This is a genomic window from Pseudoalteromonas sp. S327, assembly GCF_005886415.1.
In the GTDB taxonomy this organism is placed as follows: Bacteria; Pseudomonadota; Gammaproteobacteria; order Enterobacterales; family Alteromonadaceae; genus Pseudoalteromonas; species Pseudoalteromonas atlantica.
This window is the reverse complement of record NZ_PNDP01000004.1, coordinates 70,313-81,936: the sequence shown is the minus strand read 5'-3', so window position 1 is coordinate 81,936 and position 11,624 is coordinate 70,313. Positions and strand designations below refer to the sequence as shown.

Annotated in this window: 12 protein-coding genes and 3 pseudogenes; 11 read left to right on the top strand and 4 right to left on the bottom strand. The window is 40.6% G+C overall.

Annotated features, from left to right (window positions below):
* Nucleotides 1-123 precede the first annotated feature (123 nt).
* Nucleotides 124-1,323: a multidrug effflux MFS transporter gene (locus CWB60_RS02735; RefSeq protein ID WP_171036112.1), complete on the top strand. Its 1,200-nt coding sequence runs from the start codon at nucleotides 124-126 to the stop codon at nucleotides 1,321-1,323.
* A 65-nt stretch (nucleotides 1,324-1,388) separates the two neighbouring features.
* Here CWB60_RS02735 and CWB60_RS02730 read toward each other — a convergent pair whose 3' ends face one another.
* A complete protein-coding gene (locus CWB60_RS02730) occupies nucleotides 1,389-2,258 on the bottom strand; it encodes a LysR family transcriptional regulator (protein WP_055254265.1) in 870 nt (289 codons plus the stop codon).
* 114 nt (nucleotides 2,259-2,372) lie between these two features.
* On the opposite strand from CWB60_RS02730, the gene CWB60_RS02725 reads away from it, so the two are divergent.
* From CWB60_RS02725 to CWB60_RS02695, 8 genes and pseudogenes are all read left to right on the top strand, one after another.
* Nucleotides 2,373-2,873: a lactoylglutathione lyase family protein gene (locus CWB60_RS02725; protein WP_004586277.1), complete on the top strand. Its 501-nt coding sequence runs from the start codon at nucleotides 2,373-2,375 to the stop codon at nucleotides 2,871-2,873.
* A 199-nt stretch (nucleotides 2,874-3,072) separates the two neighbouring features.
* Nucleotides 3,073-3,315 (top strand): annotated as a pseudogene (locus CWB60_RS02720) (GNAT family N-acetyltransferase); the annotation flags it as partial.
* A gap of 160 nt (nucleotides 3,316-3,475) precedes the next feature.
* Nucleotides 3,476-3,679: pseudogene (locus CWB60_RS02715) on the top strand (GNAT family N-acetyltransferase); the annotation flags it as partial.
* Between the two features lie 57 nt (nucleotides 3,680-3,736).
* Nucleotides 3,737-3,970: a GNAT family N-acetyltransferase gene (locus CWB60_RS20875; RefSeq protein ID WP_249318311.1), complete on the top strand. Its 234-nt coding sequence runs from the start codon at nucleotides 3,737-3,739 to the stop codon at nucleotides 3,968-3,970.
* A gap of 38 nt (nucleotides 3,971-4,008) precedes the next feature.
* Nucleotides 4,009-4,230, top strand: a pseudogene (locus tag CWB60_RS20870) (GNAT family N-acetyltransferase); the annotation flags it as partial.
* A gap of 544 nt (nucleotides 4,231-4,774) precedes the next feature.
* Nucleotides 4,775-5,098: a thioredoxin family protein gene (locus CWB60_RS02705; protein ID WP_054982009.1), complete on the top strand. Its 324-nt coding sequence runs from the start codon at nucleotides 4,775-4,777 to the stop codon at nucleotides 5,096-5,098.
* Between the two features lie 19 nt (nucleotides 5,099-5,117).
* Complete coding sequence (gene trxB / locus CWB60_RS02700; protein ID WP_138579675.1) at nucleotides 5,118-6,068, top strand: thioredoxin-disulfide reductase; 951 nt, start codon at nucleotides 5,118-5,120, stop codon at nucleotides 6,066-6,068.
* A 126-nt stretch (nucleotides 6,069-6,194) separates the two neighbouring features.
* Nucleotides 6,195-6,785 carry a TetR/AcrR family transcriptional regulator gene (locus CWB60_RS02695; RefSeq protein WP_054982011.1) on the top strand — a complete coding sequence of 197 codons (591 nt, stop codon included), beginning with the start codon at nucleotides 6,195-6,197 and terminating at the stop codon, nucleotides 6,783-6,785.
* Nucleotides 6,786-6,912: 127 nt separating this feature from the next.
* Here CWB60_RS02695 and CWB60_RS02690 read toward each other — a convergent pair whose 3' ends face one another.
* Nucleotides 6,913-7,323 (bottom strand): hypothetical protein, encoded by a 411-nt coding sequence (locus tag CWB60_RS02690; RefSeq protein ID WP_138579673.1) that lies wholly within the window; start codon nucleotides 7,321-7,323, stop codon nucleotides 6,913-6,915.
* Between the two features lie 21 nt (nucleotides 7,324-7,344).
* Complete coding sequence (locus tag CWB60_RS02685) at nucleotides 7,345-7,827, bottom strand: DUF2938 domain-containing protein (protein WP_138579671.1); 483 nt, start codon at nucleotides 7,825-7,827, stop codon at nucleotides 7,345-7,347.
* 166 nt (nucleotides 7,828-7,993) lie between these two features.
* On the opposite strand from CWB60_RS02685, the gene CWB60_RS02680 reads away from it, so the two are divergent.
* Complete coding sequence (locus CWB60_RS02680) at nucleotides 7,994-8,878, top strand: LysR family transcriptional regulator (RefSeq protein ID WP_138579669.1); 885 nt, start codon at nucleotides 7,994-7,996, stop codon at nucleotides 8,876-8,878.
* 403 nt (nucleotides 8,879-9,281) lie between these two features.
* Nucleotides 9,282-10,274, top strand: coding sequence for a restriction endonuclease (locus tag CWB60_RS02675; protein WP_138579667.1), 993 nt, complete (start codon nucleotides 9,282-9,284; stop codon nucleotides 10,272-10,274).
* Between the two features lie 238 nt (nucleotides 10,275-10,512).
* On the opposite strand, the gene CWB60_RS02670 is transcribed toward CWB60_RS02675, so the two are convergent.
* Nucleotides 10,513-11,622 (bottom strand): flavin monoamine oxidase family protein, encoded by a 1,110-nt coding sequence (locus tag CWB60_RS02670; protein ID WP_138579665.1) that lies wholly within the window; start codon nucleotides 11,620-11,622, stop codon nucleotides 10,513-10,515.
* Between the last annotated feature and the right edge of the window lie 2 nt (nucleotides 11,623-11,624).

The window sequence follows — 11,624 nt, the reverse complement described above, 5'->3', positions numbered from 1 at the left end:
GTAAAAACCGAGCAACAAAGAGTTTATCGCCCCTAGGCAGAACCCGAAGGGCAGCGCATGTTTGGCATTTATGCTGCGTTATCGCCTATTTATGGGGAATAACCACACTTCATAGGCTCTGCCTTGCCTAAAAACCAAACATACTGCTGCAAATTCAACCATCAAAGATCAACACGCCCTAGTGCATTTCCCCCTTTAACTACCGATTTATATCTTCCTGCTTTACCTACTATGGTAGAGAAACTAAATACTAACCAAGCCATGGTTAACTTAACACTTAGCGTATACTTTGCAGCCTACGCCATAGGATTATTGTTTTGGGGTCCATTAAGTGAAAAATTTGGCCGTAAACCTGTTTTGCTTATGGGCCTTGGAATATACGTAATAGGCAGTGTGCTTTGTGCGTTATCTAATTTTGTAGAAATGCTTATAGGCGCGCGTTTATTACAAGCCTTTGGCGGAAGTGCAGTAACGGTTGTAGCCACGGCAATAGTAAAAGATTTGTACGATGGCCGCGAGCGAGAAAAAATTATCGCCACTATTATGTCGCTGGTTATTATTGCCCCTATGGTGGCGCCTGTGCTGGGCGCATTGCTATTAAAAATTGCTAATTGGCATATGATGTTTGCTGCTTTAGCCGTGTTTGGCTCGGTGGCTATGTTATTTACCTTTTTTTACCGCGAAACCTTACATACACGCTACGCCGGCTCTGTTTTTCAGTCGTGGGGGCGATTAGCTGTAGTAGTTAAAAATCCGCCATTTTTATCGCTATTGGCTGTTTTTACTATTGTGCCTATGGCGTTAATGTCGTTTTTAGCGGCGGGCTCTTATGTATATATCAATGGGTTTGGTTTGTCTGAGCAAACCTTTAGTTACGCCTTTGCAGCGAATGCTGTGTGCGCCTCGTTTGGGCCAACGATTTATATGCGGCTTTCTAAACGTGTATCGATAAAAAAAATAATTACTGCGAGTTTTTTAACCCTAACAGCATGCGGTATAAGTACCATTTTTATAGGCGGTTTATCGCCTTGGGTATTTGGTGCATTAGCAGCAATAGCTACCTTAACCGTTATTATTACCCGCGTGCCCGGTACTAATTTAATGTTAGAGCAACAAACAACGGACACGGGCTCTGCTGTGGCCGTTATTCAGTTTTGCTCTATGATTGCAGGTGCAATAGGTATGGCGCTTGTATCGCTTAACGCAGAAACATTAATTAAAAACTTAGGTGTTATTCAGCTAAGTATTGGCCTTATAGCGCTTACTTTGTGGTTGGTATTTAAAAATAAGGCGTATGTAAGCGCCTATATGTCTAAGGTTTAAACACGCTAAAACCCAAAAAGGCAGTACAGTAAATAAAAGCTGGCTGTACTGCCTTTTTAAAAAAACTATTCCCCCGCTTTTATCGCCTCAATTACCGTGTGCATGCGCTTTGCCATTGGCCTGTTTCGATGATGACACACATAAATATTTTCGCTGATTGGGTTGGCTAAATGGTGCGTTTTTATAAGCGCTGGTTTATTAAATGCGCCCACCGCATAAGCAGGTAAAACAGTAAAACCTAGCCCTAAACTTACTGGTTCGAGTATTAAACTTATTTGGTTAGAAAACCCCGTACGCTTAATTTGATCAACATGTTCAAACTCACTGTAGTTTTCGCTAAGTAATAGCTGCGCGTGGTGTTTTGCATCGGGGTGGCCAATAAAGCCAAGCTCACATAAAACCTCCCATGTTGGGTTTTTAATATGTGCGGGGGTTACTAATAATAAAGCTTCTTGGCCAATTTTATGGCTGGTAACTTCGCTAAGCGTGGGGGCTTGGGTTAAAAAGCCTATGTCGGCACTGTGGTTTGCCACCGCTTGCTCTACACTGGTATTAGGTGCAAAGCGATAATCAATATTAAGCTCGGTATGCTCAGCCTGTAATGCTAATAATTGGCTATAAAATTGTAGCCCACAACTACCAGGCGATTGTATTTTTACTAGGCCACTGTAAGGCGAGTCATCTTTTAATTGTTGTTCTAAAAATTGCCATTCTTTTAATAACAAGCTGCCTTGCTGATACAAGTTTTGCCCATGTACGGTAAGGGTAAATTGTTTGCCGTGGCGCTCTAATAGCGCGCAGTTTACTTGCTGCTCTAGCTTTTTAATATGCTGGCTTACGCCTGATTGGGTCATAAATAAGCGCTCGGCTGTTTGGGTAAAATGATTTACCTCAACCAACGTACAAAACGTGTTTAACCATGTCGGGTTTATCATTACAAAACGTACTCAAAATGATGATTAATGATAATTTTACTTAATATTGGTCAATTCGTAAACTAACTCCATCAACTAGTCACAAGATAAGTCACACGTTAAAGAGGAAGCATTATGAGTCATACATATCCACGTAGTTTTTCGCACATTGGTATTTCAGTACCGGATGTTGAAAAAGCCGTAGAGTTTTACACTAAGGTGATGGGCTGGTACACCATAATGGAGCCTACCGTGATCACTGAAGATAACAGCCCCATTGGCGAAATGTGCACCGATGTATTTGGTCCAAATTGGGAAAAATTTAAAATTGCGCACCTTTCAACAGGCGACCGTATTGGTGTCGAAATTTTCGAATTTAAAAACCAAGAAAACCCTAAAGACAACTTTGAATACTGGAAAACCGGTATCTTCCATTTTTGTGTACAAGACCCAGATGTTGAAGGCTTAGCGGAGCGTATTGTTGCTGCAGGTGGTAAAAAACGTATGCCAGAGCCACGTTACTACTACCCTGGCGAAAAGCCGTACCGCATGATCTACATGGAAGACCCGTTTGGTAACATCCTTGAGATTTACAGCCACAGCTATGAGCTTATTTACAGCGCAGGCGCTTATTAAACGTAGCTCGTTTAAAAAAGTTTAGCTAAAAGCAAAGGCCGCAGTATTTATTTACTGCGGCCTTTTTGTTTTAAATAGACTTGTAGATTATTAATTTGGCTAATATAGGGTGTATAAAAATCAATATCTTCATTTGATTTATTATAGGTACATACACTGATAGCTTACTAATTGCACAAAGTTGTTCTAAAGAAAAAACATGAATCTGTCACTGGAAGACATCACCGCCGATAACTATGAAGCCATATGCGAATTGGATGTTACTAAAACGCAAGAAGAATACGTAGCGTGTAATATGTGGTCGTTAGTAGAGGCGCACTACAATAGCGGGTATACCTGTAAAGCGATTTACTTAAATAGTACACCTGTAGGCTTTTTTATGTGGGTACAAGAAACCCCTAAAAAGGTTTCTATTTGGCGCTTTATGGTAGATCAAACTTATACCAACTCCAATAAATAGCTGCTCTATTTTACTTGCTAAAACAACCCATTTCTTTGTTTTAAATTTCGTAAAGGGAACAACCATTTACATCAATTTACGCCTAGAACTGAATTGTTTTTTCGGCGTAAAATTTAGAACACATACTTAATGGAGTTGGTATTATCAAAATAAAGGCATTGGGCGCAAAGCACTGGCTATGGCAATTGAAGAGATTAAAGCAACTCCTAAGCTTGAACAAATCGAGATTTGTTATAACCCGCAAAATCCTGTTGCTAAAAACTTTTATACAAGTTTTGGGTTTGAGGAAGTGGGCCTCGATGAGGACGAAGACGATATGTTAGCGGTTATTAAAATTAGCCGTTAACTCATTTATAAGTAAGCCGCTAATTTTAGATAGTAATAATAGTTGTAAGGAAATACTGTGATCATAAGAGCATTTGCAAAAAACGATTTTTTAGCCGTTCAAAACATTTACCAGCAAGGTATTGATACCGGCAATGCGACTTTTCAAACTAAAGCTAAAAATTGGGAACAATGGAATAGTTCTATGCTCAACTGTTGTCGTCTTGTTGCAGTTGAGGATGAAAAGGTGCTTGGCTGGGCTGGGTTATCTAGGGTTCAAGCCGTGAGGTTTACTCGGGCGTTGCCGAGGTAAGTGTATATGTTGCAAACCAAGCCCAAGCCCAAGGTAAAGGCTTGGGGCACGCATTACTTTGTGCACTCATTAAAGAATCAGAAAAAAACGGTATATGGATGCTACAAGCCAGTATATTCCCTGAAAACATAAGCAGCATTACACTACATACTCGTAATGGTTTTAGGCAAGTTGGAAACCGAGAAAAATTAGGCCAACTGCATGGCGTATGGCGCAATGTAACTTTAATGGAAAGGCGCAGCGCCGTTGTAGGCCTCTAAACCTTCAAATAGCATAATAAATACAATGTGCGTTCATTATTATGCTTTTAAATCGCATTTATTATTCAAATTATTTAAGAAAAACTCACAACCTCAGAATGTATATTGCTCACCTTCCCTACTCTTTTCTCAAAAACCATAAATTAATTATTTTAAATTTCAGCTCCTAGCTGCGTTGTTTTTTTACTTTATAACCTATTGCTTTAATTTAAAAAATAAAAACAAAGTCGCTTCAAATTAATTTATGAGTGCGGCTTTTTGAGTGTTAATTTTACTTATTTGTGGAATGAGTGTTCTATAAGTTGTTGACACTCGCTATTCTTGAGTGTAAATTTCGGATCAATCGATCCACAATTGTGCTGGGTAATGTGTTTTAAGTTGATATTTTTAAGAGTTTGTTCCTCTTATTTTAAATAGCATCTTTTTAAAACACGTTTATAGCTCTGATATTTATTATGCGTAGTTTGCATATATAAATAACCTGTTAGGCGAAATATAGGTGTGTCACTGTGGGTCGATTTTTACTTTTAACTAGGAGCCAAAAATGACTAACCAAGTAATTAAATTAAATGATGAAAACTTCGAATCGCTAAACAAAAAAGACGCCAAATTAGTTGTAAGACTATGGGCCGAGTGGTGTGCTCCATGCCAAATGATGTCGCCTATTTACGAGCAAGTAGCCGATAACCTCGCTGATGAAAATATTATTATGGGTGAGCTTAATATTGATGATTTTCCATCAGTTGCAGCCAAATTAGCGGTAAGAAGTATTCCTACTGTGGTTGTATTTAAAAACGGTAAAGAAATAAATCGCTCTGTAGGTATGATGCCTGCGCCAGAGCTACAAGCGCTAATTTTAAAAGATTAGTACGCCAAAGAGGTGATAAATGAGCACACATCGAAAGTTGATAATTTTGGGTTCAGGGCCTGCTGGTTACACTGCCGCTATTTATGCAGCTAGAGCAAACCTTGAACCATTACTAATTACTGGCCTTGAAGTGGGTGGGCAACTCACAACAACAACTGATGTTGAAAATTGGCCAGGATACCCAACGGGTATTCAGGGGCCACAACTGATGAGGCAGTTTAAAGAACATGCTGAAAATTTTAATACCGAAATCGTGCATGACTACATCACACATGTTGACCTGCAGCAAAGGCCATTTGTGCTTAAAGGGCAGCAAACTTACACAGCTGATGCGTTAATTATTTCTACGGGTGCATCGGCAAAGTACCTTGGCCTACCAAGCGAGACCGAGTTTAAAGGTAAGGGTGTATCGGCATGTGCAACCTGCGATGGCTTTTTTTATAAAAACCAAAGCGTAGCTGTGGTTGGCGGTGGTAATACCGCTGTAGAAGAGGCTTTATATTTAGCTAATATTGCCTCGCACGTTACGCTTATTCACCGTCGTGATTCACTCAGTGCCGAAAAGGTTTTACAACAGCGCCTATTTGATAAAGTAGCGCAAGGTAAAGTAACTATTAAGTGGAATAACCAAGTAGATGAAATAGTGGGTGACGCTAACGGCGTTACAGGAATTACTATTAAATCAACGTTACCGGAGCAAGATAGAGAAACACTGAGCGTTAATGGGGTGTTTATTGCCATTGGGCATCAGCCTAATACAGATATTTTTAAAGATCAGCTTGATATGAGCGATGGCTACATTAATGTGTATTCTGGGTTTGAAAATGGTGAAACATTAACGAATATTCCCGGCGTATTTGCCGCAGGTGATGTAAGCGATAACCATTATAGGCAGGCAATTACATCTGCAGGTTCTGGGTGTAAAGCAGCACTAGATGTAGAGCAATACTTTACTCGCTTAGGTGCTTAGCACAGCAACTGTATTTAAAACTTATGATATGATCAGCACAATGCCCGACAATACTTAGTATTTCGGGCTTGAGTGTTTTAACTAACAATACACTTATTTAAAATTTACTTACTTGAGGTAATTTATATGGCCCGAACCGGACGCCCACGCCAGTTTAACCGTGAAGATGCAATAAAAAGTGCAATGGATTTATTTTGGCAAAAAGGCTACGAATCCACTTCTTTAGCTGAGCTACGCAAAGTGTTAGGCAATATTTCATCTGCGAGTTTTTACGCAGCATTTGGCTCAAAGCAAGCTCTATACAGTGAATGTTTAGCACTTTATACCAGCACCTGTGGAGAGACCTTTTCGGAGCTAGAAAACGAGTCGGTTCCTGCAAAAGCAGCGATTAAAAACATGGTGTTTAAAACCATTCATATGCAAACCTCAACTAAGCAACCATCGGGCTGCATGATTGTTTTATCTGGCTTAAACTGCGGCGACGAAAATAAAGAAGTTGAGCAAATGGCACTGTCGGTACGCAACGACATTCGTAAAGCGCTTGTAAAATGCATAGAGCGCGGAACAGCCCAGCAAGAGTGGCAACAAGAAATGCCCGTAGAGCAATTTATGCTAATTTTAGATACCTTTATTAATGGCCTTTCTATTCAATCAAGAGACGGCATTGCACGGGAAAAGCTTTTAGAAGCCTGTGAGTTATTTTTAGATAGGTGGTAATAAGTAGATTGCTTTAAGCGCATAGAAAAAACAGATTTAACGTAACTAAATTAAATTTATATATAAAAAACAAGGCGCACTTTTAATAAAAAGTGCGCCTTGTTTGTTTTAGCTACGGTACTAAATGTTAAGCCGTTTTAGCAGGTAACTTTGCGGCTGTTATTGCTAAATAAGTGAGCCCAATAATACCTGTTAGTGCACAGGCCGATAAAATAAATGGGTCAACTAACAGGTTATCTTTAAATTCAAAGGTGCCTGCTGATATTTTTTTCCAGCCCATAAAGTGCTGATTAGCAGCCACTGTAGCGCCAAAAAAACCAATTACTAAAGAGAAATATTTGCCTATCCAGTGTGTAACCGCAGGCGTTATTAATAATAAGCCTAACAGGCCTATTACTGAGCGCTGCACTCTACAATAGGGGCACGCATACACAATGCCTAATAAATCTGTGCTCCACGCAGCTATTGAAATAACAATAGCTAATAAGCCCACTATTTTTATATGCGTAGAATAGGTGCTTAAATTTAAAATGTTCATAGTCTGCTTTCCTACTTAAAATTATGCTAAAACCAGTGCGGTTAAAAACATGCCTAAGCCAAATATGGTGTGCCCTACAAAGCTTTTTATGCGCGTAACTGTGGGGTTAGGTGTTTTTGCACCGGCCATACCCGCCCCTATGCCTGGCATCATAATAAAAAAGGGGGCAACTATGCCAAACCACGAAACAAGTAATGCAGGTAGTATGGTTGGCAAATCAAGCCACTGCGTGTTTACACACACCATTAATATTAACCCGTACGCTATGCCAATTAGGTAATGTACAACCCAACCAATACCAAGCTCACCCGGTATTTTTTCGGCCTTAGGTAGTGCAGGCTGATAAAATTGCCCCGACTTCATATGACCTACCCAGCGCCCGACTAATCGCCAATTTGTGGCGGGTAAATCAAAAAACTTAGCGAGTAACCCCGCGTAAATATCTAACACTAGTGTGCCCCCTATACCTATTAATATAAAAGTATAGATAGAGTCGCTAAACATAGGCTGTATCTCCTGGTAATACGTTAAATGCTAGGTGTTTTGCTGGTGTGTATACATAGCACAACAGCAAAGTGCATAGACTTGAGTATGTAATGTGATAATATTACCAAAACACCATTATGAACACTAATGGTAAAAACTGGTTTTGGAATGAATATAAATCATAATGCTTGAACGTAATCATCTACACATTATTAAAGAGGTTAATCGCCTTAAAAGCGTGACCGCCGCGGCCGAGAGTTTAAACTTAAGCCAGTCGGCTGTGAGCCATACTATTGCTAAATTAGAGCGCCGATTTGGCGTAAAACTGTGGCACCGTAAAGGCAATACGCTGGTGTATTCTCAGGCGGGGCTTTATTTACTTTCACTTGCAGACAAAATGGTCACCGAGTTTGAGCACGCCGAGCGCGTATTGCAAGAATTTGCCCAAGGCCGGCGAGGAATCATGCGTATAGGCATGGAATGCCACCCGTGTGAGCAATGGTTAATGGGCAAAATTCAGCAATTTTTAAAAGCATGGCCAGAGGTAGACGTAGAAATAAAAAGTGCCTTTAGATTTGATGGCATAGCAGCGCTAAAAGCCAACGAAATTGATGTGCTAATAACCCCCGACCCCGTCAATACAGAGGGCTTAAACTTTAGGTCTGTGTTTAACTACAATTTATGTATTGTCGTGAGCGAGCAAAACCCGTTATACAACAAAGAATTTGTTACAGCACAAGATCTCGAAAACCAAATACTTTACACCGTACCTGTAGGCTACAACCGCTTAGATGTATACACTCGATTTTTGGACCCCGCTAACGTGCAACCCAGACGCAGAGTACCCATAGAAAGCACCGAAATGATGCTGCAATTAGTATCTGCTAATCGGGGGGTAGCAGTATTACCAGAGTGGCTAGTGTCATCGCACGAAAGCCGTTTAGGCATAAAAGGCATAAGCATAGGTAATAAAGGGCTGCAAAAAAGCGTTAATGTAGGCGTGCGCGATAACGACTTACAGCTTGATTATGTAAAAGGGTTTATAGAATCAACACGCTCTAATGTGTAAATGGCTTTGCCGTTAAATGTAGGGCGTTAAAGTGAATTAATAATTTGGAATGTATTAGCTTGCGCTTCCAAGTATACATAAACGTAGGTCGGATAAGCGAAGCGCCATCCGATACAGTAAAATACCTTGCCAATTATTATCAACATTTTATGTTGGTGATGATATAAATAACTGTATTAATACACAGTTCTGTTGTTGTGCTTCCATATTCAAGAAAATGAGCGACGAGCGCACTTTCTTTTTTCTGAATCTCTTTCGCATCAATAAAAAAATTATAGTTAGCAATACATTACGTTATTTGTTAAAAATAGATTTAATAATACATGCGCGCAACATCGGCAGAAAGATGCGCGACGAGCGCACTATAAAATTGTTATACGAATTTTAGAGTATGGATATTAATATGGATGGTTATCTTCAAACAGGCATTGGTATAGCTGTATCGATTTTATTGTTTTGGCTTAGTTATCGCCAAACAATTGGGGCTAAAAAAGAGCGAACGCGAAATGCTAATAAATCTTTGCATCGTGCTGTTATGCGCAGAATGGTACTAGAGGATTATACCCCTCAGTACAAAGACATCTCACGAATAATTGAAGGCAAAGCTAGGGAATTTAATACATCTCCTAACGACATGCTATCCGAGGAACAAATACTGAATAGCATATTTACCGAAGTATTTGATAGTGACTTAATATCGCCACCTCAGAGAGTAGAGATCGAATCGAGATTAGATAAGCTATTCTCTAAAATAGAAAACAAACCTTCCACTCCTTCAATTCAAGAGTTTAAACAACTGAAAGCCGAAAACAGAAAGAAAAGAGATTCTGTTGCAATGCTAACAGTCTCAGTATCTATGGTAGGTGCAACTACGTCTGTCCTTTATAGCTATTTAAAAGATCCCGGTTCACTCATAGCGTCTAATTCAGACTGGCTACTATCAGGTGTTGGAGTGTTTATCGCGAGTATTGCCATGCTTAGCTTGTTAACTGTTGTAAGACGTGAAAAAGAAGAAGTTGTCGCACCTAGTAGAAGTTCAGCTGTACTTGCAGCGGCAGCTTTTGAAGTCGAGGTTGCCAAGGCAATAGAAAAATCTGGGTACGCATATAAAGCAGAGCCCCGTATAGGTAAGCATCAACCTGATTTTGTTATAGAGGCGGGCGATAAAAATATTGCTGTGGATGCTAAAGCATGGGGAGATGTCATTCCATTAAATAACATCAGGCGGACTATATACCGCCTAGAGGCAATGGCGAGAGAAGACGGTGTTGATAGCGTATATTTAGTTACTAAGAAGCCTGCTCCTTCCAAGGGGTTTTACAGTGAAGATAGTAAAGTTAAAGTTGTTAGTATGAGTGAATTCACCTCATTATTAAAAAATAGGCAAGTAGCATAATTCGTATAACAAGTTGCTCAAACGGACAAAAAACAGCTGGCTTTTGCTCGTTCCTCGCTAATTTTAGCCGGCTATTTTATTGCCGCTTAGCAAAGCGTTAGCCCATAGAAATCTACCCAATACAGCCGACGACCTAAAACGTTTTTGTCCGAAAATGTGTTTGAACGAACTTTTCATAACCGCCCATCAGCTGCCGTTATGAGCTATCCATTAAAGCACTAAGCTCAAACTTCAGCCTCTACACATCACTCGTTAACTTTTTTAAATACAGCTCAACGCCTATGTTTGCCGCATCAACTGCACCGGCAACGTAGCCCGGAAATTGCACTGACCATTCACTGCCAATACCGACTAAATTTTGATGCCATGGGCCATTTTGCGCGGTTATGCAAGGTGCTGGGGTATGCGTATTAGCCGCATGTGCATCTAAATGTGTTGCGGTGAGTGGGTCTTGTGCCCAGTCTTTAATAATATCGGCTTTGGGTGTGGCGGCTTGTGCGCCAAAAAGCCTGACTAACTGCGCTCTGCAATGGGTGATTAAATCTTCATTACTAATGTGTTTTCGATCATCGGCGGGTATGCCAATAAAGCCAAATAATGCGGCTTGGCCTTGTGGATTTGATGCATCGTGTATTTCTGCCATTGGCCCAACACTGCTGCGGGCGCTGCCCGAGAGCGTTTGCTTGCGCCAAAATGGCGTATCGTACACTGCAATATACTTAGCGTGGGGTGCCATCCAGGTTGCGGTATTTTGCCACTGCGTTACTAAATCGCTTGGCAATGCGGGGGTAAATGTTATTTGGCTTGCGGCTAAGCGTGGTGGTAGCGCAAGCATTACGTGCTCAACGTTTACTTTATTATCGGTTGTGTTTGAGGTGCTAAAGTTAACTTCAATATTACCGTGTTGGTGGGTAATTGTTTTAACCAAAGCGCCGGTCACTATGTGTTTGTTGCTAAGCTTTGCATGTAAGGCATTAATAAGTGTGCCCATGCCACCTTTTAACCGCATAGACGTAGGCGCATGCGTATAACCGGGCATTGCTGTGGGCGGTTGTGTATGTGAGCGCTCTACTAACGTATTGCCTTGCTCGTACTGGGCAAATGTTTCTAGGTTTAGGGTTTTAATAATGGCATTTAATTGCGGCTGAAACTCTGGCCAAAACCACGTTGGGCCAAGATCAAAGCTATTTGTTGTCGCTTGCGACAGGCTTGTAAAGTCCATAATACGGCCACCTAATTGGTCTCTGGCTTCAAGCAATATGTAATCGGTAATGCCGCATTGCTCTAACTGGTAAGCTGCATACACGCCGCTTAGCCCACCGCCTATAATCGCAATTTTTGTACGCATTA